This is a genomic window from Pseudovibrio denitrificans JCM 12308, from assembly GCF_001310815.1.
Lineage (GTDB): Bacteria > Pseudomonadota > Alphaproteobacteria > Rhizobiales > Stappiaceae > Pseudovibrio > Pseudovibrio denitrificans.
On the sequence record NZ_BAZK01000003.1, the window covers coordinates 1 to 23409 of the forward strand.

Below are 23409 nucleotides of genomic sequence, written 5' to 3' on the forward strand. Positions count from 1 at the left end.
TCATATAGAACTGAAAACAGTCATTGCTGAAGCGTGAAGTAGTGTAAACTGTGCTGCGACTGCTTAAGAATACTCTTTGGCATAAAAATCGGAAACAAAACCATGTTCATTCAGACCGAAGCGACACCAAACCCGGCAACCCTGAAGTTTTTGCCTGGCCGCGTAGTATTGCCGGAAGGCACGCGCGATTTCCGCTCGGCAGAAGAAGCCGCTATCTCGCCATTGGCTGAGAAGCTTTTCTCTATTCCGGGTGTTGTTGGCATCTTCTTTGGACATGACTTTATCACCGTCACCAAGGATGAGACTGACTGGCAGCATATGCGCCCAGCCATTCTCGGTGCGATCATGGAAAACTTCATGGCCAACACCCCAATCCTCAAAGGTGAGGAAACTGGTGACGGCGACATTGGAGAAGAGTTCTTCGACGCAGAAGACGAAGAAACTGTAACCATGATCAAAGAGCTCCTCGAAACCCGTGTGCGCCCTGCTGTTGCTCAGGACGGTGGCGACATAACATTCCGGGGATATCGTGAGGGTATCGTTTATTTGAGCATGCGCGGCGCGTGTGCGGGTTGCCCATCCTCAACAGCAACATTGAGCCATGGCATCCAGAACCTCATGCGGCATTTCATCCCAGAAGTTCAAGAAGTTAGACAAATGTAGTTTTTGCTAATGTAATTCTTCTGAAACGGGGCAGCACCAGCTGCCCTTTTTATTGCAAGGCCTAAAAATACTCCGGGTGTTAAACGAATTGGTTGCTCGACAATCAGCTGCCCTAACGATAAGCCGAACTTATGAAGTTGCTTGCTATTGATACCGCACTAAGTACCTGTGCTGCCGCCGTTTTAACTGATGACGGCGGAACATCGGATATTGTCTCCCAATGCGAAGATCTCGGCCGGGGCCACGCCGAGCGCATCATGGGCATGGTTGCGAGTGTCATGACGGACTCCTCGACCACGTTCAACTCGCTGGACCGCATTGTCGTCAATGTTGGCCCTGGCAGTTTTACCGGTTTGCGTGTCGGCCTCTCCATCGCCCGCGGCTTTGGGCTGGTGCTTGAAAAGCCGGTGGTCTCCGTAACAACGCTGGCCGCAATCGCACACGAAGCTCTGGACGCTGCTCCTGTCAGAAAACCAATTCTGGTGGTTCTCGATGCGCGTCGTGATGAAGTGTATTGCCAGAATTTCGATGAAACCGGCGCCCCAATCGGCGAAGCCCGTGTTTCAACCGTAAAAGATCTTGCTCACTCGCTGGACGGCGAGACAATCCTCGCAGGCTCTGCTGCGCAGGCTGTTGCCAATGCTGCCGGGATTGATAAATCCCGTGTTTGCAACGATGCTGCTGCTGCATCGATTGACTACATCGCCAAGCTCGGTAAAGGTGCTAAGCGTCAGGACAAAGCGCCGATGCCACTTTATCTGCGTGCCCCTGACGCTGTTCCGGGTGAGAAAGGAAAGGTTCGTCGTCAATGAAGTCCTGGTGGACATCAGAAAAGCCTCCGGTAATCGAGCGCGCTGAGAAAGACGACCTGCCTAAACTGGCGAAACTTCATGCCGAGTGCTTCAAGCAAAACTGGGGCACAGCAGAACTCACCACAATCTTCGAGCAGAAGGGAGTTTTCTTCCTGTCTGCCCGCACATCCGGCGTAACTGGCAAAACCGATCTGGGGTTTGTCGTCATTCGCTCGATTGCTGGTGAAGCAGAAGTTTTGACCATCGCGGTGTCTCCCAAACAACAAAACAAGGGAATAGGGCGAAAACTTATGGAAGCTGCCATCTTCCAGCTCTACTCTGATCGTACCGAAGCACTGTTCTTGGAAGTGGACGACACCAACGACTCCGCGCTGAAACTCTACAAAAAACTGGGTTTCAAGCAGGTTGGAGAAAGAAAAGCATACTATGCGGCTAGCGAAGGCAGTGGAACAGCGCTTGTTATGCGTTGCGATCTCCTTTAAGCGACACTACGCATGTGAGACGAGGCTTTTAGCTCACGCTCAAAGCGCGCTACAGTGAAACTGGTTCTTTTCTCTCACAGTTTTGGGAGCTAGGATACCGAAGCAGACTGATATTGTGGTGCCTGCGTGATTTTGAGGAATATGGGGCAAAATGACGGCAGAAGAAAAAATGACGCTGATTGAAATGTGTGCTCACAAAGGCATGCGAATGACAGAACAGCGCCGCGTGATTGCTGATGTAATTCAGTCTGCTGAAGATCACCCTGATGTGGAGGAGCTTTACAGAAGAGCTTCCCAGATCGATCCAAAGATCTCCATCTCAACTGTTTACCGCACAGTGAAGCTTTTCGAAGACTCCGGCATCATCGAACGTCACGACTTCCGCGACGGTCGCTCCAGATACGAAACCGTCTCTGATGAGCACCACGATCACCTGATCGACCTGCGCTCTGGCGATGTGATCGAGTTCCGCAGCGAAGAAATCGAAAAGATGCAGGAAGAAGTCGCGCGCAAGCTGGGCTTTAAACTGGTTGATCACCGTCTGGAGCTCTACGGCATTCCGATAGACGAAAAATAGAGGCCGAGCATGGCAACTGTCAGAGCAGTTTGCATAATCGCCGCACTAACGATCGTTACGCTGGCCCTCATTCCCCCTCAGTGGGTCGCAATGAAGCTAGGCTGGCCGGTCCAGCGGCAATTTCCTCTGCTCTGGCACAAAGCAGCCTCCCGCCTGATAGGACTGCGCGTCCACCAACACGGACAAATGGCGTCCGAACGCCCTCTTCTCGTCACCGCCAATCACTGTTCATGGCTGGACATCGTGGTTCTGGGCTGTACGAAACCCCTCAGTTTCATTGCAAAATCTGAAGTTGCCGGCTGGCCGATCTTTGGCCTCTTCGCCAAGCTCCAGCGGACCGTATTTGTCAATCGTCAACGAAGATCCGATACAGGCCGTGTAGCTCAGGAAGTCGCTAAGCGCATGGCGCAGGGCGATGCCATGGTGCTGTTTGCGGAAGGGACATCCAGCAACGGCAACGAGGTGCTGCCTTTCCGTTCTGCGCTCGTGGGAGCCGTTCACCACGCAATGAATGTGGGAGATGAGGAGGTTGCTTATGTGCAGCCGCTTTCCATCGCCTACACGCGCCTACAGGGCATGCCAATGGGCCGCTTCTGGCGTGCCCATGTCGCCTGGTACGGAGACATGGAACTCGCAGGGCATCTCTGGTCTGTCATCAAAGAAGGTGGACTGGACGTTGATTTGACGTGGGGTACACCTGTACCAATCGAAAAAGCGACTAATCGCAAGCGCTTAACGCGTGATTTGGAGGAGCAGGTCAGAGGAATGACCATTGAAGCATTGCAGGGAAATCTTCCCAAACAGCAAGAGCAGGTCCAAGCCTGATCAAGTCTAGGCTTCTCTTTCTGTGAAAAACAGAGTAAAGCTCTCCAAAATTCTGAAAATGACGAGCTGGCGCTGCTGATGAAAAGGGCAGATGCGCTCGAGTTGCCGGGCATTGCAAGAAGAAGATAACCCGGCTGCAGATCCACTCGAGGATTTAATGGATAACCTAGTAGACCACGAAAACCAGAGCCAATCCGACAACACAACGGAGGCGCTCGAGAAAACCGAAGCGACCCGTAAGGTCTTCATCAAGACCTATGGCTGTCAGATGAACGTCTACGATTCCGATCGTATGAACGATGCCCTGAGCAACGATGGCTACGAAAAGACTGAAAATCCAGACGATGCGGATCTGGTTATCCTGAACACCTGCCACATTCGCGAGAAAGCGGCAGAAAAGGTATACTCCGAACTTGGCCGTATTCGTAAGCTCAAGGAAGAGAAAGCCAAAGACGGCAAGCAGATGATGGTTTCTGTTGCTGGCTGTGTGGCACAGGCAGAAGGGGCAGAGATCTCACGCCGTGCACCTGTTGTTGACCTCGTTGTTGGTCCGCAGTCTTACCACCGCCTTCCAGAGCTTCTCACACGTGCCTCCAATGGCTCAAAGGTCGTTGAGACTGAGTTTGACATTCAGGACAAGTTCAAGCACCTCGCAACGCCTTCTAAAGAAGCTGTCCGTAAGCGTGGCGTTACTGCGTTCGTAACCGTTCAGGAAGGCTGCGATAAGTTCTGCACCTTCTGCGTGGTGCCTTACACCCGCGGTGCTGAGGTGTCCCGTAAAGTGGAACAGATCGTCATGGAAACCGAGCGTCTGGCAGCTGCTGGCGTTCGCGAAGTGACACTGCTGGGCCAGAACGTCAACGCATGGCACGGCGAAGGCCCGGATGGCCGCGAATGGGGTCTCGGCGAACTCCTGTTCCGTCTTGCTAAAATTGACGGCATCGAGCGCCTGCGCTACACCACATCCCACCCACGGGATATGGAAGACAGCCTGATTGCTGCTCACCGCGACCTCGACATTCTGATGCCTTACCTGCACCTGCCAGTTCAGTCTGGTTCTGATGCAATTCTGAAGGCAATGAACCGCAAGCACACCCGCGATGACTACTTCCGCCTGATCGACCGCATTCGTGAAGCGCGTGACGATATCGCCCTTTCCGGTGACTTCATCGTTGGTTTCCCAGGTGAAACTGATCAGGACCACAAAGACACATTGGATCTGATCCGCCGCGTCACCTACGGTTCTGCATTCTCCTTCAAATACAGCCCGCGCCCAGGCACACCGGGTGCCACATTGGAAGAGCAGATCGACGAGCAAGTGAAATCTGAACGCCTTGCAGAGCTGCAGGAGCTGCTCAGCACCCAGCAAAAAGACTTCAATGCGTCATTGATTGGCAAAACAATTGATGTACTGTTTGAAAAGGAAGGCCGCAGAGAAGGCCAGCTTGCAGGTCGTTCACCTTGGCTCCAGCCTGTTCATGTAAATGCACCTCTGGACCTGTATGGTGAAATCAGATCAGTAGAAATTGTCGCTGCCAGCGCAAATAGTCTGGAAGGTCGCCTTGTTTAAGTGCATGATGCTCCCAGATTCTCGCGTAAAGGCGAACGGAGGCATTATTTGAAGGGCAAAGCCCAGACAACGTCCGCTTCAAGGACGGCCATGCGCCCCATTGCGGCATCTGATATGATGCATGTGGTGTTGGCATTCGAAGACAACAGACTGGTAAGTGATCTGTTCGGTCAGTTTGACCAGAACCTGGCGCTGATTGAGCAGCGTCTGGGTGTTGAAGCGATCGCTCACGGCAATCAGGTCACCATTCGTGGCAACAAAACCTCCACAGAGCAAGCCAAGCTTGCTCTGGAGTCGCTGTATACGCGGCTTCAGGGTGGCCACGACATCACACCTGGCGATGTAGATGGAGCGATCCGTCTGGCAGAAGTGGCTGAAGCTCAGCTTTCTCTGCCAACGATGGAACCAAAATCTCGCATGGCATTTGCGCAGATTGCAACACGGCGTAAGACGCTGGTTGCCAGAACCGCTGCGCAGGATGCCTACATCCGGGCAATGGACCGTTCTGATCTGACCTTTGGTGTAGGACCAGCCGGTACAGGTAAAACCTTCCTCGCCGTTGCCTATGCGGCAGCGCTGTTGGAACGTGGTGAAATTGACCGTATGATCCTGTCTCGCCCTGCTGTTGAAGCAGGCGAACGCCTTGGCTTCCTGCCTGGTGATATGAAGGATAAGGTCGATCCATACCTGCGTCCGCTTTACGACGGCCTCAACGAAATGATGGCGCCGGAAAAGCTGGAGCGTGGCCTCGAAAGCGGTATGATTGAAGTGGCGCCCCTCGCATTCATGCGCGGACGTACGCTTTCAAACGCAATCGTCATCCTTGATGAAGCGCAGAACACCACATCCATGCAGATGAAGATGTTCCTGACGCGTTTGGGTGAGAACTCCAAGATGATCGTCACCGGTGACCCGAGCCAGGTCGACTTGCCTCCGGGCCAGATGTCTGGCTTGCGTGAAGCATTGAAGATCCTCAGCGGTGTCGAAGGCATCTCGCGCGTAGACTTCACAGAGAGCGATGTTGTGCGTCACGAACTCGTGGCCCGCATCGTAGGTGCGTACGACAACGAGAGCCGTCGCCGGTTGGAAGCCAAAGAACGCAGACAGGCTGAAGAAGCTGCAGCCAAAGAAAACGAAGAGCAAGGCTCCAAAGAATGACAACGGCTTGCCCGGTACACATCGACTGCTGGTTGAAGCAGGCGATTGGGAAAGTGAAGAAACACTGGAAGCGGTTGCCGAAAAGGCAATCGCCGCCGCTTTCGCAACAAGTGACCTCTCTGTAATAGAAAACACAGAAGTCTCCCTCGTCTTCACCGATGATGCTCATATTCAGGAACTGAATAAGATGTGGCGTCAAAAGGATAAACCGACGAACGTCTTGTCGTTTCCGGGAGATGATAGCGAAGAGCCTCCATTCGGCCCGCTATTAGGTGATATTATTATTGCAAATGAGACGGTAAAGCGCGAAGCTGTAGAGCTTGGGATTCCATTCGAACACCATTTAATTCATCTTATTGTTCATGGAACCCTTCATCTTTTTGGATATGATCACCAGATAGATGAGGAAGCGGAGGAAATGGAAGCGGAAGAACGCCTGATTTTGGCGAACTTACAAATCCCTGATCCCTACAAAGATGCGCCACTATCGGCAGATAAATGATACCCCGGCACTCACAGTGAATGCAGGGAACAACGAGAGAGAGATGAACCCGGAACCTCGAAGTACAGAAGGTGCAAGCACCTCCGTTCAGGCTGAAACTGCAGAGCCTGCAAGTAGTACCGGCACAGCCGTCGCCGAAGATACCTCTGAGCCACAAGCGATCAGGCCTGGTGTGTGGACCAGGCTGAAATCAAAACTGAATCCGTTTAGAGGTTTCCGCAAAAGCGCGGCCGTTTCATTGCGCGAAGACCTGGAAGATGAGCTCGCCCGTGACAGCGAAGGCGCTGATGCTGCCTTCACGAAGGAAGAGCGCGAGCTGCTGACCAACATCCTCCAACTGCGCGAATCTCGTGTTGAAGATGTCATGATCCGCGTGCCGACATTGAGGCAGTGGAAGACACCACCACAATCGGTGAAGTGATGGCCCTGTTCAAGGCCTCCGGTCACTCCCGTATGCCGGTGTATCATGACAATCTGGATGATCCTCGGGGCATGGTCCACATCAAGGACCTTATGTCCTACTTCGTTGAGCTGGCTGTAAAAGCCAAGAAATCCGAAGTCCCGTTGACCCTGGTGAAGCCTGAGAAAAATGCCTCGGAAAAGACAGCAGAAGAAAAATCTCTGCTGGATCTGTCCTGCGTTGACCTGTCAACGCCGCTCAACGTCACCGGTTTGATCCGCCCGTTGCATTTCGTTCCACCGTCCATGTCTTCTTCTGATCTGATGAAGAAGATGCAGGTCACCCGCGTCCAGATGGCACTGGTGATTGACGAGTATGGCGGAACAGATGGTCTCGTGTCCCTTGAGGACATCGTTGAGACTGTGGTTGGCGATATTGAAGACGAACATGATAAGGACGAAGAAGAGCTTATCATGAATGTCAGCCCCGGCGTTTGGGTGGTTGATCCTCGAATTGATTTGGAAGATCTTCAGGAAGAGCTTGGAGCAGACTTCAAACTCGGCGAAGAGCAGACGGAAGAAGTGGACACCCTTGGTGGCCTCCTGTTCTCCATTCTGGATCGGGTGCCGGTTCGTGGTGAGTTGATCATCGATAGGACTTCCGGCCTTTGAATTCGAAGTGATCGATGCCGACCTGCGCCGTATCAAGCGCCTGCGCATTTCCAAGCGGAGAACAGACCAGCGTGTTGCGGTTCAAAGAATACGCCCGCGCCGGCCTGAAGCTGCAGAATAAGCGACGTATTGCTGATTTTAAATTTTTGACATTCGGGAGTGGGGAATGGTCTCTGCCATTGGTAACGCTCGAACTCTGATAAACAGTATTCGGGAATTATCAGGGTGGAGACGCGGATTACTGGCCTTCGTGGCCGGTTTGGTTTCAGCCTTTGCATTTCCCCCCTATGGTGCGTTTCCAGTTCTCTGGGTGACGCTACCGCTTCTGATCTTCCTTCTCGATGGTGCCAAGGAACGCGCAGCTGAACGCCGAAAAGCCCGCTTTGCGGCCTTCTTCCGCACGGCTTGGGGGTTCTTCTTCGGGTTCTTCCTGATCGGATTGTTCTGGATCGCAGAAGCTTTCCTCGTCGATGCCAAAAGCTATGGCTGGATGATCCCGTTTGCTCTGGTCATCCTGCCCGGTGGTCTGGCTCTAATCCCCGCCATCGTCATTGGCACTGCGTCTCTGTTTTGGACGAGTGGGATCTCCCGCATTCTGGTGTTTGTGGTCGCCCTTGCGCTCTCCAATTGGCTGCGCGGACACATACTGACAGGCTTTCCATGGAACGTCTGGGGCTATGCATTTGCCGATAACCTGACGCTGATGCAGAGCTTCTCTGCTCTTGGCATCTACGGTGTTGGCTTCCTCGTTCTCCTCGTCTTTTCCATGCCTGTGGTCCTGTTCGATCAAGGGCGCAAAGCTGCCGCAGTCTATATCTCTGCGTGTGCGGTGGTGTGGGCTGGCGTGGTTGTATACGGAACGAATAGGTTGCAGGCCCCGCAACAGTCGGTTGAGGGGCTTCGGGTGCTCGTAATACAACCCAATGTACCTCAGGCGGACAAGTGGAAGCCCGAAAACCGACAAAGGCTTCTCCCTCTCTATCTGCAACAGACACAGCAGGCTCTGGCAGAGATGGAGCAGGTCGGTGAGACCCTGATCTTCTGGCCTGAATCGGCGTTCCCATTCCTTCTGGATGAGCAGCCAGGGGCTCTGGAGGCCATCGGAGCCACACTTCCCCAAAATACTATGTTGATTACGGGTGGTATTCGCAGAGAACTCTCAGGGAACCAGAATCGCTTTTTTAACAGTACTTTTGTTGTATCAGACGAAGGTGCACTCATAGATATCTATGACAAAGTGCGGCTTGTTCCCTTCGGAGAATATTTGCCGATGCGCTGGCTTTTGCAATCCATTGGTGTGGAGCGTCTGGTTCCTGCGCCAGCAGACTTCACAGCGGCAGCTCGGCACAAGAAAATAGATTTAAAAAATTCATTTAGTTTCCAGCCTCTGATTTGTTATGAGGCGATCTTCCCGCAAACGGTCCTCCCGGAATCCGAGCGGCCTAACTTGCTCGTAAATCTAACAAATGACGGATGGTTTGGCGAAACAGCCGGTCCGTATCAGCATTTGGCGCAGGCAAGAATTCGAGCAGTTGAACAAGGCGTGCCGTTAGTGCGAGCTGCAAATACTGGTATTTCCAGCCTAGTAGATTCCAATGGTAGAATACTCGCAGAAGTTGTTCTAAATAAAAAAGGTAGTTTCAATAGTGAATTGCCTGAAATACTAAGGCCCACGCTTTACGTGAGGGTGGGTGATTCAATTTTTTGGGGAATTATTCTAGTAGTTGTTAGTCTCCTATTGGTGATGGAGAAATTATTACCTACCCGTAGAGATTGACGAATGCACGCAAATGTCGTCATCTAATACACGTAAAGGTTTTCACCATGATCGTCAGATCTGGCCTCAAAAAAACCTTATGGGCCTGCCACCGATGCCTCTGTGAGAGGTTGTTTTGGCAACTGTCGAAATGCAGGTTTGATGAATTGCGTTCTTGCGAGAGTCGCTGCATTGCGCTCCCGTTTAAATAAAAACCCACGGTAAGGCACCGTAAAAAACCAAAGAAGAGGGCCTTTGATAATGCCCAGCAAAAAAGCACCAAACCCTATCGATGTTCACGTCGGCAGCAGAGTACGCTTGCGCCGCATGATGCTTGGCATGAGTCAGGAAAAACTTGGCGAGAGCCTTGGCATTACCTTCCAGCAGATCCAGAAGTACGAAAAAGGGACAAACCGGATTGGTGCAAGCCGCTTGCAGCACATTGCGACCATTCTGAAAGTGCCTGTCGCCTTTTTCTTTGAAGATGCACCGGGTACACCGGATGAGACCCCAGGCGTTGGTGATAACCCACAAACCACCTACGTTGTCGACTTTTTGTCATCTTCTGATGGTTTAGCTCTCAACAAGGCTTTCGTTCGCATTGAAAACCCGAAAGTCCGGAAAAAGGTTGTAGAGCTCGTGAAGAGTATTGCTGGGGATGAAGATTAAGTTTGTGATCCGTAAATTTTCGCAATTCTCTGGCAATTTTGATCTAAATCTCTTGACGTAATCGACATTCCTTGTTTGATGTAAAACCAGAAGCGACGGATATGCCGTCGCTTCAATTATATATTTCTTCCCAGAAGGACGTTTGCCAATGGCTCGTCAGAACTACGTGTTCACGTCGGAATCGGTTTCAGAAGGCCATCCCGACAAAGTCTGCGATCGCGTTTCAGATACGATCGTAGACGCATTTCTAAAGGAAATGCCAGAAGCCCGCGTGGCTTGTGAAACGCTTGCAACAACGAACAAGCTCGTTATCGCAGGTGAAACCCGCGGCCCGGCCACTCTCACAAAAGAGTATTTGGCTCACATCGCCCGCCTTGCTGTAAAGGACATCGGGTATGAGCAGGCCGGCTTTAACTGGAAAGACCTCGACATTCAGGTTCTTTTGCATGGCCAGTCCGCAGATATTGCTCAGGGCGTAGACGCCTCCAGCTCTAAGGACGAAGGCGCCGGCGACCAGGGTATCATGTTCGGTTACGCATGCCGCGAAACAGAAGAACTGATGCCAGCTCCGATCTTGTACTCTCACAAGATCCTGCGTTTGCTAGCAGATGCACGCAAATCCGGCAACGAGCCAATGCTTGGCCCGGACGCAAAGAGCCAGGTTTCTATCCGTTATGAAGATGGCAAACCAGTAGAGGCAACATCCATCGTGCTGTCCACTCAGCATCTGGATGAAACCATGACATCTGATGATGTGCGTGCCGTTGTTGAGCCTTACATCCGCGCAGCTCTGCCGCGTGACTGGGTAACCAACAACACCATCTGGCACATCAACCCAACCGGTAAGTTCGTAATCGGTGGTCCTGATGGCGATTGTGGTCTCACAGGCCGTAAGATCATCGTAGACACCTACGGCGGCGCAGCTCCTCACGGTGGCGGTGCGTTCTCCGGTAAGGATCCAACCAAGGTTGACCGCTCCGCAGCCTACGCTGCACGCTACCTCGCGAAAAACGTTGTGGCTGCTGATTTGGCTGACAAATGTACCATTCAGCTGTCCTACGCGATTGGTATTGCCGAGCCGCAGTCCGTGTTCGTGAACCTGCATGGCACAGGCCGTGTTGAAAGCGAGCGCGTTGAAGCTGCGATCCGCGAAGTCATGAGCTTGACCCCGCGCGGCATCCGCGAGCACCTTAGCTTGAACAAGCCAATCTACGCACGTACAGCAGCCTACGGCCACTTCGGTCGTGAAGCTGAAATGGACGGCGGTTTCTCCTGGGAGAAAATCGACCTTGTCCATAACCTGCGTGATGCTGTAGAGAAAGCCTACGCTTAACCTCTAACGCTAGAGAATAAACAACTGGCCGGGGCAACCTCCGGCCAGTTTGTATTTATGAGAACGATGGTAGATCACTACAAAGGCTCCTTTTTCGGCCGCCGCGTCGGAAAGCCAGCAAGTCCGCGACAGTCGCAACTGCTTGAGGAGGTCCTGCCAACAGTGGCATTGGACCTGACACAAACGCCTCCGGAAAATTTGGCGGACCTGTTCCCCGTGCCAGTCAAAAGCGTTTGTCTGGAGATCGGGTTCGGTGGTTCCGAGCACCTCATTCACCGCGCCAGAGAAAATCCTGAGATCGGTTTCATCGGGTGCGAACCGTTCAGTTCCGGCATCATCAAGGCTGTCACCAGCATCGAAGCGCATGGCCTCAAGAACATCCGTCTTTATGATGATGATGCAGGCAAACTGCTCGACTGGCTCCCTGCTGCGTCACTGGACATGGCCTACCAGCTCTATCCGGACCCATGGCCAAAGAAGAAGCACTGGAAGCGCCGCTTCGTGAACCAGATCAACCTGACGCGCATCGCGCGGGCGTTGAAACCGGGATGCGAATACCGATTTGCCAGCGACATCGACACCTACGTGGACTGGACCCTGTCGCACTGCCGCAAGCACCCTGCCTTTGAATGGAGTGCTCAGTGTGCTGCCGATTGGCGCACCCCGTGGCACAGTTGGCCGGGAACACGTTACGAGCGCAAGGCACATCGTGAAGGCAGAATTGGCCGTTACCTGACATTTTTACGAGTTGAAGAGACGAAAACCTAAAAGCATCTTGCTTTTGTCTGCTCTCATCTTTGATTTTCTGTTGCATACAGTGGTCAAATGACTATATTGCAGAGCAAGAGTTCTCTATCGGCTCAGTTAAGAGCATTGAGGAGTGGGCCCCGAAAGGACCCGCTCTTTTTTATTAGCTAAGTCGGTATTGATGCCTGACTGTCGAAAATCAGGTATCCGAAAATAACTGCCAAAGACACAAAGTATGTCTTTGCATTAAGACGATAGGTACCAAGTGGACGAAACCGATCCCCGGATTGTAAAGGAAAAGGGTCTTGAGGCCCGCGTAGCTGAAATTGTCGAGCCAGTCATTGTTGATCTGGGCTATCGGCTGGTGCGCATCCGTGTAAACGGAAACAATGGCTGCACCCTTCAAATCATGGCAGAGCGCCCGGACGGGACGATGGCTGTTGAAGATTGTGAAGAAATCAGCCACGCAGTTTCCCCGGCGCTGGACGTGGACGACCCAATCTCCGGTGCCTATCATCTCGAAATTTCATCTCCAGGTATCGACCGCCCGCTCGTACGCGCTGGCGACTTCGAACGCTGGGCCGGACATGTTGTGAAAATCGAAATGTCTGTGCCGCAAGCTGGGCGTAAGAGATATCGTGGACACATCATTGGTGTGGAAGAGGGAAATGCTGTCATCAGAATGACCGACGTACAGGAAGGTCAGGACGAAGCGGCGCGTCTTCCGCTGGATGAGATCGGGTCAGCCGTATTGGTTCTGACCGATGAACTGATTGATGCGGCTCTAAAAGCCGACAAAGCCGCAAAAGCAGCCCGTGGGGAGCCTACGGACGACGACAGTTACCTCAATCACTGATTAGCTGTTTGTGTTGCGCAAGGGGTATGGGCGGTTCCGGTTTTAAGAGAGCCACCCTTTTGATTTTGATGTTCCTGCTGGTGTGAAGAAAGCAGGGCGTGGAAGGAGTTGACGAGGAATGGCTATCAGCGCAAACCGTTTGGAGCTGCTGCAGATCGCTGATGCGGTTGCCCGCGAAAAGTCGATCGACCGTAGCATCGTGATTGCTGCTCTTGAGGATGCAATCCAAAAAGCCGCTCGCTCCCGTTATGGCACCGAGACTGAAGTTCGTGCCGAGATTAATCCGAAAACCGGTGAAATCCGCCTTCAGCGTTTGCTGCAGGTTGTTGAGGTTGTCGAAAACATCTCCACCGAGATTGCTCTGGTTGATGCGCAGGAGCGCAACCCGGATGCAACCATCGGCGATTTCATGGCAGATCCACTGCCACCGCTGGACTTCGGTCGTATCGCTGCTCAGTCCGCGAAGCAGGTTATCGTGCAGAAAGTGCGCGAAGCAGAGCGTGACCAGCAGTACGATGAGTTCAAAGACCGCATCGGTGAAGTGCTCAACGCAGTTGTTAAGCGCGTTGAATACGGCAATGTTGTTGTCGACACCGGCAAAGGCGAAGCTATCGTTCGTCGCGACGAGCTGATCCCACGCGAAATCTTCCGCAATGGCGATCGCATTCGCGCACTGATCTTCGACGTGCGCCGCGAACAGCGCGGTCCGCAGGTGTTCCTGTCCCGTACACACCCACAGTTCATGGCTAAACTGTTCGCGCAGGAAGTGCCAGAAATCTACGACGGTGTTATCGAGATTAAAGCAGTTGCTCGTGATCCGGGCTCCCGCGCTAAGATCGCTGTTCTGTCCAACGATGGTTCCATTGATCCGGTTGGCGCATGTGTTGGTATGCGCGGTTCCCGTGTTCAGGCAGTTGTTGGCGAACTTCAAGGCGAAAAAATCGACATCATTCCTTGGAATGACGATGCTGCGACCTTCATCGTGAACGCACTGCAGCCTGCTGAAGTTGCTAAGGTTGTTCTCGACGAAGACTCCGAGCGTATCGAAGTTGTTGTTCCTAACGATCAGCTGTCTCTGGCAATCGGTCGTCGTGGCCAGAACGTGCGTCTGGCATCTCAGCTGACCGGCTGGGGCATCGACATCATGACAGAGGCTGAAGAGTCCGAGCGTCGTCAGAAAGAATTCCAGATCCGTTCCGATCTCTTCCAGAACACCCTGAATGTTGACGAGATGGTTTCTCAGCTTCTCGCATCAGAAGGCTTTACTTCTGTAGAAGAAGTCGCGTACGTTGACATCGACGAAATCTCGTCCATTGAAGGCTTCGACGAAGAAACAGCCGACGAAATCCAAGCTCGTGCACGTGAGTACCTGGAAGAACAGGAAGCTAAACTCGCAGAAGAGCGTCGTCAGCTTGGCGTTTCCGAAGAGCTGGTTCAGGTCCCTGGTCTTACATCCGCGATGCTGGTCGCACTGGGTAAAGACGAAATCAAAACCATGGAAGACCTTGCAGGTTGTGCAGCTGACGATCTCGTCGGTTGGACAGAGCGCAAGGATAAAGAAACCATTCGCGTGGAAGGTACTCTGAGCGGTTTTGATCTGTCTCGCGCTGATGCGGAAGCGATCGTCATGTCCGCCCGCGTCGCTGCTGGCTGGATCTCTCCGGAGGACCTCGTTGAGGTTTCCGAGGAAGAGCTGGAAGTCGAAGAAGGCGAATTTGAAGGCGACGAAGAATCCTTCGAAGCTGAAACAATTGACGAGACTGCGGTTGACGCAGACGAGGAATTGGCGCAAGAGAGCGGTGCAGAAGACGCAAAAGGCGAGCAGTCCTCTGAATAATCTGTAGCCGCTTGACTGCAGAAAAAAGTTTTATACGGGGGTGTGTTGAAATTGCAGCAGAAGCCTGCAGATTTCTACATCCCCGTAACTGAATGAAAAATAACAACAATAGTTGGGTTGGGAAAACGAAGTGCCGAGAAAAAATGAGCCGACAGAACGTACCTGCGCTGTAACGCGTGAAGTTCTACCGGTGACAGAGCTTCTCAGATTCGTTATGGCTCCTGACAAAACTGTTGTAGTTGATGTGAAAGGCACCCTCCCGGGACGTGGGGTTTGGGTGACCGCAAAGAAGTCTGTCTTGCAGGAAGCGATTAAAAAGCGCGCTTTCTCGAGAGGCTTTAAGGAGCAGGTTAACGCTGAAGAAGGTTTGGCCGACCACACTGACGAACTGCTGGAGCAGGCAGCTCTGGGCGCACTGTCCATGAGCCGAAAAGCTGGCAACCTGATTGTCGGCTATTCGAAAGTCGAGGCTTCTCTCAAGAAGGAGAGTGTTCTTGCTCTGGTGCACGCCACTGATGCCTCTGAAGATGGTGTGCGTAAGTTGGCGGCCGTAGCCGCTTCTAGATTTGGCAAGGTGGATCGTCTCAGCGTGATCCGCCTGTTTACCTCGGATCAGATGAGTACGCATCTGGATCGGGAAAACGTTATACATGCTGTACTGCTGGCCGGCGAGGCGGGCAGAAACTTCGTGAAGCACGCGCAACGCCTTGCGCAATTCCGGGATGTTTCTGCTGGGGCTGACGACGACGGTACAAAGGGTGCAGTGACGCAGGACTGAAGGCAATATGAGCGATACCAAAAACAACCACGACAATCCCGCCGGCGGGGAAAAGAAAACGCTGGGCCTCAAACGCGGAGGCAGTGTTGAGAAGGGCACTGTTAAGCAGAGCTTCTCCCACGGCCGCTCCAAGGCAGTCGTCGTGGAAAAGAAGAAGCGCCGTGTAGTTGTACCGGGCCAGGAAGGTTCCGCTGCATCTGCAACTCCTGCTTCTCCTGCGGCCTCCACAAGTCGCACTGAAAAGCGTCCAGCTCAGGATCGCGGTCCTCAGCAGGCACGTCGCGGTGCTGGCGATGCTCAGAAGCGTGGTGAAGCTGCTGGTCGCGGTGGCAACCGAAACAACAACCAGCGTGGCGGTCAGCGTCGTGGCGGCAATGGCGGCCAGGGCGGTGGTGCAGTCCTCAAAACCTTGACCAAGGGCGAAGCAGACGCACGTCTCGCAGCGCTGAAAATGGCGAAGGTTCGTGAGGTCGAAGACCAGAAGCGTCGCGTTGAAGAAGCTAAGCGTCAGGAAGAACTGGCACGTCAGCGCGCGATTGAAGCTGAAAAGCAGCGCGTAGAAGACGAAGCTCGTGCAAAGCGCGAAGCTGAAGAAGCTGCAGTGCGTGCAAAAGCTGAAGCAGAAGCGAAAGCAAAGGCTGAAGCGGAAGCAAAGGCAAAAGCTGCTGAAGCTCCAAAACCAGCTCAGCGTGAAGAGCGTCCAGCTCGCGGTGATCGTCCACAGCGCTCCGGCGACCGTGGTGATCGTCCTCAGCGTTCTGGTGACCGTCCGCATCGCGGTGGCGATCGTGGCCCTCGCCCTCAGGGTGAGCGCGGCCCTCGTCCAGGCGGTGATCGTGGTCCTCGCCCAGCTGGCGATCGTGGTCCTCGCCCTCAGGGTGATCGTGGTCCGCGTCCAGGTGGTGATCGTGGTCCTCGTCCAGGTGGCGATCGTGGTCGTCCACCAATGCGTGATGGCAAGCCTCCACGTCTTGACGGTCCACGTCCAGGCGCTCGTCCGGGCGGTGCACGTCCAGGCGCTGCAGCTGCTCCAGCTGAGAGCATGGAGACTGGTAAGGCAAACACCAAGAAGATGGCTCTGAAGCCGGTAACCCGGAACAAGAAGCCAGAGGCTCCTAGCAAACCTAACCGTGGCGCAGGTGACGATCGTCGTAAGTCAAAACTGACAATCACCCGCGCAACCGGTGACAACGAGGGTCGCAGCCGTTCACTGGCTTCCATGCGCCGTCGTCGTGAGAAGGAAAAGCGTCAGGGTCAACAGAAGGTCGTTCGCGAGAAGGTAGCACGTGAAGTAACACTGCCTGAAGCGATCACCATTCAGGAACTCGCACAGCGTATGTCTGAGCGTGCGGTTGACGTGATCAAACTGCTCATGAAGCAGGGCCAGATGATGAAGATCAACGACATCATCGACGCCGATACTGCGGAACTGATCGCAGAGGAAATGGGCCACACCGTTAAGCGTGTTTCTGAGGCGGATGTTGAAGAGGGTCTCTTCACCATTGAAGACGATGAAGCAACACTGGTAAGCCGTCCTCCGGTTGTGACCATCATGGGTCACGTTGACCACGGTAAAACCTCGCTTCTCGATGCACTGCGTAAGGCAAACGTTGCTTCTGGCGAAGCTGGCGGCATTACACAGCACATCGGCGCATACCAGGTTGAGCAGAACGATCAGAAGGTCACCTTCATCGATACTCCTGGTCACGCCGCATTTACTCAGATGCGTGCACGTGGTGCCAAGTCCACCGACGTAGTTATCCTCGTGGTTGCTGCGGACGATGGTGTGATGCCACAGACCAAGGAAGCGATTGTTCACGCAAAAGCTGCTGGTGTTCCACTGATCATCGCGATCAACAAAATGGACAAGCCAGGTGCTGATCCATCCCGCGTTCGCAACGATCTTCTTCGCGAAGACCTCGTTGTAGAATCCATGGGTGGTGACGTGATCGACGTGGAAGTTTCCGCGAAAGAAGGCACCAACCTCGACAAGCTGATCGAAATGATCCTGTTGCAGGCTGAAGTTCTTGAGCTGAAAGCGAACCCGAACCGTACAGCTGAAGGTACCGTAATCGAAGCCAAGCTTGACAAGGGCCGTGGTCCGGTTGCAACCGTTCTGGTTCAGAAGGGTACGCTGAAGGTTGGCGACGTTGTCATCGCTGGTTCCGAATGGGGCCGCGTCCGTGCAATGCTCGACGAGAACGGCAAGCAGGTTAAGGAAGCTGGTCCTTCCAAGCCGGTTGAAGTTCTTGGCTTCCAGTCCACACCATCTGCTGGTGACATGGTTGCAGTTGTCGAAAACGAAGGCCGCGCACGCGAGATCTCCGAATATCGTCAGCGCCAGAAACGCGATCAGATTGCAGCACGTATTGCTGGGTCTCGTGGTTCTCTGGAAGCAATGATGAAGGGCTTGCAGGAAGAAGGCAAAAAAGAATTCCCGCTCATCATCAAGTCCGATGTGCAGGGTTCTGCCGAAGCAATCCAGGGTGCTCTGGAAGAACTGGGCAACGACGAAGTCGGTGCACGTGTTGTTGCAGCATCCGTAGGCGGTATCACCGAGAGCGATATCACTCTGGCGATTGCTCCAAAGCTCCGATCATGGCGTTCAACGTTCGTGCAAACAAACAGGCTCAGGAAGCTGCACGTCGCGAAGGCGTAGAAATCCGCTACTACAGCGTGATCTACGATCTCATCGACGATGTGAAGTCCACCATGTCTGGCATGCTTGCTCCAGAGCGTCGCGAAACCTTCCTCGGCTACGCAGACATCAAAGAAATCTTCAACATCACCAAAATTGGTCGTGTTGCAGGTTGTCTGGTCACCGAAGGTGTGGTTCAGCGCGGTGCACAGGTTCGCTTGCTGCGTGACAACGTTGTTGTTCACGAAGGCGAGCTGGGCACACTGAAACGCTTCAAGGACGAAGTTAAAGAAGTTGAGTCCGGCGTTGAGTGCGGCATGAACTTCACCAACTACAAGGATATGCGCGTCGGTGACGTCATCGAGTGCTTCCAGGTAGAAGAGATTGCTCGCTCTCTCTGATAAGAGCTGAGTTCAATCTAAAAGCATTCAGTAGCGCCGGCGGGGTCAACTCCGTCGGCGCTCTGCTGTTACAAGAGCGAGTGACTGCAAGCGGCATGAAGGCGATCAGCGCGATGCAGTGCAACTCTGAAATAAAAAGAGAAAACAATGGCAAAAGCACGCGATGAATTTGCAGGCCAGCCGTCACAGCGCCAGTTGCGTGTAGGTGAGCTTGTCCGCAAAGAACTCTCAGACATCCTGACACGCGGTCAGGTAAGTGACCCGGATCTGGATGGTGTGATCATCACCGTTCCTGAAGTTCGTATGTCACCAGACCTGCGTTGGGCAGACGTTCTCGTCATGCCAATGGGTGGTCGCGATGTAGAGGTCGTTCTTGAAGCCCTCAAGCGCAACGCAAAGTACCTGCGTGGTCAGGTCGCTCGCCGTGTCACCATGAAGTACACCTGCGACCTCCGCTTCGTTGCAGACACCCGTTTCGATGATGATGATCTCATCACCCGTCTGCTCCACGAGCCAAGCATCCGCAAAGATTTTGCTGATGGCGGCATTGATGACGAAGACGATCAGGGTGAAAACGACCGCGATTAATCGCAGTCGTTCCCGCACAGATTTTACGAATAAGAGCTGAGAAGTATGGCGCGCAGACAGCAGCGACGTAGACCCCGTTTCCCGGTAAACGGATGGCTTGTTCTGGACAAACCTCTGAACCTGACCTCCAACGATGCGTTGGGCCAGCTGAAGAGAATTTTCCATCCTGAAAAGGTTGGACACGCAGGAACCCTTGACCCGCTCGCAACTGGCTGCCTGCCGATTGCCTTCGGTGAGGCGACCAAAACCGTTCCTTACATCATGGACGGCCGCAAGGTGTACCGCTTCGAGGTCACCTGGGGCACGCAGACCACTTCTGACGATGCTGAGGGGGAGCCGGTCAAAACCTCTGATGTCCGCCCGACACAGGACGAGATCCTCGCGATCCTGCCTGAGTTCCGTGGCCGGATTGAGCAAGTCCCACCAATTTTCTCCGCAATCAAAGTCGACGGCAACCGTGCCTATGATCTGGCGCGTGATGGTGAAGACGTGAAGCTTGAAGCCCGCGTGATCGAAGTCCACCGTCTGGATCTCGTCGAGTGCATCGATGAAAACCGCACGGTGTTCGAAGCCGAATGTGGCAAGGGCACCTATGTGCGCTCGTTGGCCCGTGATCTCGGCGAGCGCCTCGGCACATGCGGCTACGTGACTGACCTGCGCCGCCTGCTGGTGGGACCATTCGGCGAAGAGCAGATGGTTACGCTGGATGAGCTGCGTGCAGCGAAAGAAGCATGATGGTAGAGGTGGAAGAAGGCGAAGAGCCTCCTGTCCTCAACCCGCTCGAAAACGCTGAGCTGATTGGCTACATCAAGCCGGTTGAAACCGCTCTGCACCAGTTTGCAGAAGTGCGCATCACCGGCGATGCTGCCGCAAAAGTGAAGCGCGGTAATCCGGTTCTGCTGCGTGGCGCAGATGCACCGATCGGCCCGGAAGAGATCTATGTGGTCTCAGGCGGCAAACTGATCGCGTTTGGCGAAGTCTCCAAAGGCGAGTTCAAGCCGAAGCGGGTTTTCAACCTTTAAGCTCGGCGCTTGATGGTTATGCCCGCAATTACAACAGAATATGACAGGTGATTGCGGGAAATTTTCCGTAATCACTGGCCGAAATCAGAAAATAACTCTCATTGGGTCTCTGGCTGCAACCATCTCAAGATTCTTCTGGTTTTTTGAGAGTTTTTCAGTCATAGTCCCGCCGCTGGGAAGCAGACGCTTGCCCGGCCAACATGTGTTGGCCTGACCCTGCTAGACGACATCTTGGCACGGCCCGAGTTCAGCACATGGCTCTGTAAGAGAGCGCATTCAATAAGATGCAGCTTCGGCTGCCATTAGATAAGGAAAAATCGATGTCGATTACGCCTGAAAAAAAAGCAGAACTGATCAAGGAATTCGCTGTCAAAGAAGGCGACACCGGATCTCCAGAAGTACAGGTTGCTATCCTGACTCACCGCATCACTGTTCTGACTGAGCACTTCAAGGGTCACAAGAAAGACAACCACTCCCGTCGTGGTCTTCTGAAAATGGTTTCTCAGCGTCGTAAGCTGCTTGACTACGTCAAGGGCAAAGACGTTGCTCGTTACCAGTCCCTGATTGAGCGTCTGGGCATTCGTCGCTAAGACGAAGAATTTGAAGCGCGGCAGCGAAAGCTCGCCGCGTTTTGCTTACTCCCTCTTATTTCCGAGGTATCTCTGGAAAATGCGGGAGGTATAGTCTGGCGGAGGAAGGCCTCTTCCAGAAATAAAGCAGGCGAATGGAGACCTGGCAGGATTGCCAGAAGCTCGCAGCGCTCCTCCGAAAAGTGAAGACCGGTTTTCGGATAAAGCACGCGCAACAAACACAGAGCTTCTCGCTGTCTTGCCTGCAATCGTTCGACCTGAAAAGCATCGCGCCCTTGATACTCAAGGAGTTCGTGCGCGCATTGCCGGCAAATGACAGCCTCGAGCTTGATGACGACCATCAGGCACTGAGGCGAACGTTAGGATAAAGATATGTTTGATATACATCGCGTGGAAGTAGATTGGGGCGGACGTCCGCTCATCCTTGAAACCGGCAAGGTAGCCCGTCAGGCAGACGGCGCAGTCATCGCAACTTACGGCGAGACTAAAGTTCTTGCGACTGTTGTGTCTGCAAAAGACGCAAAGCCAGGTCAGGATTTCTTCCCACTCACCGTAAATTATCAGGAAAAGGCATACGCTGCTGGCCGCATTCCAGGTGGCTTCTTCAAGCGCGAAGGCCGTCCGTCCGAGCACGAGACCCTGACTTCCCGTCTGATTGACCGTCCGATCCGTCCGCTGTTCGTTGATGGCTACAAGAACGAAACTCAGGTTGTTCTGACCGTTCTGTCTCACGATCTGGAAAACGCTCCAGACGTTGTTGCAATGGTTGGTGCTTCTGCTGCTCTCACCATCTCCGGCGTTCCATTCATGGGCCCAATCGGTGGTGCACGTGTTGGCTACATCAACGGCGAATACGTTCTGAACCCAACAGTTGACCAGATGGAAGAAACCAATCTGGATCTGGTTGTTGCAGGTACCAACGACGCTGTTCTGATGGTTGAGTCCGAAGCTCAGGAACTTTCCGAAGAAGTAATGCTCGGCGCTGTGATGTTCGGTCACAAAGGCTTCCAGCCTGTTATCGACGCAATCATTCAGCTGGCTGAAAAAGCTGCGAAAGAGCCTCGTGAACTGAACCTGCCTGATCATTCCGACCTGTTCGGTAAAGTTCAGGAACTGGCAAACGAAGAGCTGGGCGCTGCTTACTCCATCACCGCGAAAACCGAGCGTAAAAACGCTGTTGACGCTGTGAAGGCGAAAGTGGTTGAAGCTCTCGTAACCGGTGAAGAAGGCGCTCCTGAAGCGAACGTCATCTCCGACCTGTTCAAAAAGGCTGAAGCTGCAATCGTTCGTGGCCGCATTCTGGACACCGGTTCCCGTATCGACGGTCGTGACCTGTCTACAGTGCGCTCCATCGTTTCTGAAGTTGGCATGCTGCCACGTGCACACGGTTCTTCCCTGTTCACCCGCGGTGAAACTCAGGCAATGGTTGTTGCAACACTGGGTACTGGTGAAGACGAGCAGTTCATCGATCTGCTGGAAGGCACCAAAAAAGCAACCTTCATGCTGCACTACAACTTCCCTCCATACTCTGTAGGTGAAGCTGGTCGCATGGGTTCCCCAGGACGTCGTGAAATCGGTCACGGTAAACTGGCATGGCGCGCTGTTAACCCAATGCTGCCTGCACACCATGACTTCCCATACACCGTTCGCGTTGTATCCGAAATCACCGAGTCCAACGGTTCCTCCTCCATGGCGTCCGTATGTGGTGCATCCCTGTCCCTGATGGACGCAGGTGTTCCGCTGAAAGCTCCAGTAGCTGGTATCGCAATGGGTCTCATCAAGGAAGGCGAGCGCTTCGCAGTTCTCTCCGACATCCTCGGTGACGAAGACCACCTCGGCGACATGGACTTTAAAGTAGCTGGTTCCGAAAACGGCATCACTGCGCTGCAGATGGACATCAAGATCGACGGTATCACCGAAGAGATCATGAAAGTCGCTCTGGAGCAGGCTAAAGGTGGCCGCGTTCACATCCTCGGCGAAATGGCGAAAGCAATCACCGAAGCTCGCTCCGAGCTCGGCGAACACGCTCCTCGCATCGAAGTCATCAAGATCCCAGTAGACAAGATCCGTGAAGTGATTGGTTCTGGTGGTAAGGTGATCCGTGAGATCGTTGAGAAGACCGGCGCGAAAGTGAACATCGAAGACGACGGCACCGTTAAGGTGGCTTCCTCCGATGGTAAAGCAATTAAAGCTGCTCTGAACTGGATCAACTCCATCGCTGCAGAGCCAGAAGTTGGCGTAATCTACGAAGGTACCGTTGTTAAGACTGTAGACTTCGGCGCATTCGTAAACTTCTTCGGCGCACGTGACGGTCTGGTTCACATCTCCCAGCTGGCTCCACGCAAAGTCGCAAAAGTGACCGACGTGATCAAAGAAGGCGACAAAGTCTTCGTTAAGCTGATGGGCTTCGATGAGCGCGGTAAAGTTCGTCTCTCCATGAAGGTTGTTGACCAGGAAACCGGTCAGGAAATCCCTCGTGAAGAGAAAAAAGACGAAAAGAAAGAAGAGAAAGCAAAGGACTAATCCCTAGCTTC

At 53.4% G+C, this 23409-nt stretch carries 19 protein-coding genes and 3 pseudogenes; all 22 read left to right on the forward strand.

The window, feature by feature from the left end:
• The first annotated feature begins 102 nt into the window (after positions 1-102).
• Positions 103-663 carry a NifU family protein gene (locus JCM12308_RS03490; protein WP_008548596.1) on the forward strand — a complete coding sequence of 187 codons (561 nt, stop codon included), beginning with the start codon at positions 103-105 and terminating at the stop codon, positions 661-663.
• A gap of 131 nt (positions 664-794) precedes the next feature.
• The gene (gene tsaB / locus JCM12308_RS03495) at positions 795-1475 is read left to right on the forward strand and encodes a tRNA (adenosine(37)-N6)-threonylcarbamoyltransferase complex dimerization subunit type 1 TsaB (protein WP_054782891.1); all 681 of its coding nucleotides are present in this window, start codon (positions 795-797) and stop codon (positions 1473-1475) included.
• Positions 1472-1957 carry a ribosomal protein S18-alanine N-acetyltransferase gene (gene rimI, locus JCM12308_RS03500; RefSeq protein ID WP_014283414.1) on the forward strand — a complete coding sequence of 162 codons (486 nt, stop codon included), beginning with the start codon at positions 1472-1474 and terminating at the stop codon, positions 1955-1957. Before tsaB ends, rimI begins: the two co-directional genes overlap by 4 nt.
• Before the next feature lie 151 nt (positions 1958-2108).
• Positions 2109-2534 carry a Fur family transcriptional regulator gene (locus JCM12308_RS03505; RefSeq protein WP_008548754.1) on the forward strand — a complete coding sequence of 142 codons (426 nt, stop codon included), beginning with the start codon at positions 2109-2111 and terminating at the stop codon, positions 2532-2534.
• Between the two features lie 9 nt (positions 2535-2543).
• Positions 2544-3359, forward strand: coding sequence for a lyso-ornithine lipid O-acyltransferase (gene olsA, locus JCM12308_RS03510; protein WP_037036355.1), 816 nt, complete (start codon positions 2544-2546; stop codon positions 3357-3359).
• Positions 3360-3516: 157 nt separating this feature from the next.
• Positions 3517-4929, forward strand: a complete 1413-nt coding sequence (miaB, locus tag JCM12308_RS03515; RefSeq protein WP_054783061.1) for a tRNA (N6-isopentenyl adenosine(37)-C2)-methylthiotransferase MiaB — start codon at positions 3517-3519, stop codon at positions 4927-4929.
• A 48-nt stretch (positions 4930-4977) separates the two neighbouring features.
• On the forward strand, positions 4978-6087 hold the full coding sequence (locus JCM12308_RS03520; protein WP_083416841.1) for a PhoH family protein: 1110 nt from the start codon (positions 4978-4980) through the stop codon (positions 6085-6087).
• A gap of 7 nt (positions 6088-6094) precedes the next feature.
• The gene (gene ybeY / locus JCM12308_RS03525; protein WP_128647328.1) at positions 6095-6589 is read left to right on the forward strand and encodes an rRNA maturation RNase YbeY; all 495 of its coding nucleotides are present in this window, start codon (positions 6095-6097) and stop codon (positions 6587-6589) included.
• Between the two features lie 43 nt (positions 6590-6632).
• Positions 6633-7781, forward strand: a pseudogene (locus JCM12308_RS32940) (hemolysin family protein).
• Positions 7782-7826: 45 nt separating this feature from the next.
• Entirely contained in the window at positions 7827-9437 is a 1611-nt protein-coding gene (lnt, locus tag JCM12308_RS03535; RefSeq protein WP_054782892.1) for an apolipoprotein N-acyltransferase, read from the forward strand.
• Between the two features lie 237 nt (positions 9438-9674).
• The gene (locus JCM12308_RS03540; protein WP_037036478.1) at positions 9675-10085 is read left to right on the forward strand and encodes a helix-turn-helix domain-containing protein; all 411 of its coding nucleotides are present in this window, start codon (positions 9675-9677) and stop codon (positions 10083-10085) included.
• Between the two features lie 148 nt (positions 10086-10233).
• Positions 10234-11418 (forward strand): methionine adenosyltransferase, encoded by a 1185-nt coding sequence (gene metK, locus JCM12308_RS03545; RefSeq protein WP_014283422.1) that lies wholly within the window; start codon positions 10234-10236, stop codon positions 11416-11418.
• Positions 11419-11484: 66 nt separating this feature from the next.
• The gene (gene trmB / locus JCM12308_RS03550; RefSeq protein ID WP_054782893.1) at positions 11485-12186 is read left to right on the forward strand and encodes a tRNA (guanosine(46)-N7)-methyltransferase TrmB; all 702 of its coding nucleotides are present in this window, start codon (positions 11485-11487) and stop codon (positions 12184-12186) included.
• Between the two features lie 244 nt (positions 12187-12430).
• On the forward strand, positions 12431-13021 hold the full coding sequence (rimP, locus tag JCM12308_RS03555; RefSeq protein WP_014283424.1) for a ribosome maturation factor RimP: 591 nt from the start codon (positions 12431-12433) through the stop codon (positions 13019-13021).
• A 118-nt stretch (positions 13022-13139) separates the two neighbouring features.
• Positions 13140-14858, forward strand: a complete 1719-nt coding sequence (gene nusA, locus JCM12308_RS03560) for a transcription termination factor NusA (RefSeq protein WP_008548691.1) — start codon at positions 13140-13142, stop codon at positions 14856-14858.
• Positions 14859-14988: 130 nt separating this feature from the next.
• Entirely contained in the window at positions 14989-15636 is a 648-nt protein-coding gene (locus tag JCM12308_RS03565; RefSeq protein WP_083416921.1) for an RNA-binding protein, read from the forward strand.
• A 7-nt stretch (positions 15637-15643) separates the two neighbouring features.
• Positions 15644-18675 (forward strand): annotated as a pseudogene (gene infB / locus JCM12308_RS03570) (translation initiation factor IF-2).
• Between the two features lie 147 nt (positions 18676-18822).
• A complete protein-coding gene (rbfA, locus tag JCM12308_RS03575) occupies positions 18823-19263 on the forward strand; it encodes a 30S ribosome-binding factor RbfA (protein WP_054782894.1) in 441 nt (146 codons plus the stop codon).
• Positions 19264-19308: 45 nt separating this feature from the next.
• A pseudogene (gene truB / locus JCM12308_RS03580) lies at positions 19309-20285 on the forward strand (tRNA pseudouridine(55) synthase TruB).
• Positions 20286-20605: 320 nt separating this feature from the next.
• Positions 20606-20875, forward strand: coding sequence for a 30S ribosomal protein S15 (gene rpsO, locus JCM12308_RS03585; RefSeq protein ID WP_008548711.1), 270 nt, complete (start codon positions 20606-20608; stop codon positions 20873-20875).
• Positions 20876-21009: 134 nt separating this feature from the next.
• Positions 21010-21243 carry a hypothetical protein gene (locus JCM12308_RS03590; RefSeq protein WP_054782895.1) on the forward strand — a complete coding sequence of 78 codons (234 nt, stop codon included), beginning with the start codon at positions 21010-21012 and terminating at the stop codon, positions 21241-21243.
• A 4-nt stretch (positions 21244-21247) separates the two neighbouring features.
• Positions 21248-23398: a polyribonucleotide nucleotidyltransferase gene (pnp, locus tag JCM12308_RS03595; protein WP_014283428.1), complete on the forward strand. Its 2151-nt coding sequence runs from the start codon at positions 21248-21250 to the stop codon at positions 23396-23398.
• Positions 23399-23409 lie beyond the last annotated feature (11 nt).

Bases quoted from the DNA above. Each gene is read 5' to 3' on its own strand.
- olsA (WP_037036355.1), top strand. From the start codon at position 2,544: ATGGCAACTGTCAGAGCAGTTTGCATAATCGCCGCACTAACGATCGTT.
- rpsO (WP_008548711.1), top strand. From the start codon at position 20,606: ATGTCGATTACGCCTGAAAAAAAAGCAGAACTGATCAAGGAATTCGCT.
- nusA (WP_008548691.1), top strand. From the start codon at position 13,140: ATGGCTATCAGCGCAAACCGTTTGGAGCTGCTGCAGATCGCTGATGCG.
- lnt (WP_054782892.1), top strand. From the start codon at position 7,827: ATGGTCTCTGCCATTGGTAACGCTCGAACTCTGATAAACAGTATTCGG.
- trmB (WP_054782893.1), top strand. From the start codon at position 11,485: ATGGTAGATCACTACAAAGGCTCCTTTTTCGGCCGCCGCGTCGGAAAG.
- metK (WP_014283422.1), top strand. From the start codon at position 10,234: ATGGCTCGTCAGAACTACGTGTTCACGTCGGAATCGGTTTCAGAAGGC.
- JCM12308_RS03590 (WP_054782895.1), top strand. From the start codon at position 21,010: ATGGAGACCTGGCAGGATTGCCAGAAGCTCGCAGCGCTCCTCCGAAAA.
- rbfA (WP_054782894.1), top strand. From the start codon at position 18,823: ATGGCAAAAGCACGCGATGAATTTGCAGGCCAGCCGTCACAGCGCCAG.
- JCM12308_RS03505 (WP_008548754.1), top strand. From the start codon at position 2,109: ATGACGGCAGAAGAAAAAATGACGCTGATTGAAATGTGTGCTCACAAA.
- tsaB (WP_054782891.1), top strand. From the start codon at position 795: ATGAAGTTGCTTGCTATTGATACCGCACTAAGTACCTGTGCTGCCGCC.
- miaB (WP_054783061.1), top strand. From the start codon at position 3,517: ATGGATAACCTAGTAGACCACGAAAACCAGAGCCAATCCGACAACACA.
- rimI (WP_014283414.1), top strand. From the start codon at position 1,472: ATGAAGTCCTGGTGGACATCAGAAAAGCCTCCGGTAATCGAGCGCGCT.
- JCM12308_RS03490 (WP_008548596.1), top strand. From the start codon at position 103: ATGTTCATTCAGACCGAAGCGACACCAAACCCGGCAACCCTGAAGTTT.
- pnp (WP_014283428.1), top strand. From the start codon at position 21,248: ATGTTTGATATACATCGCGTGGAAGTAGATTGGGGCGGACGTCCGCTC.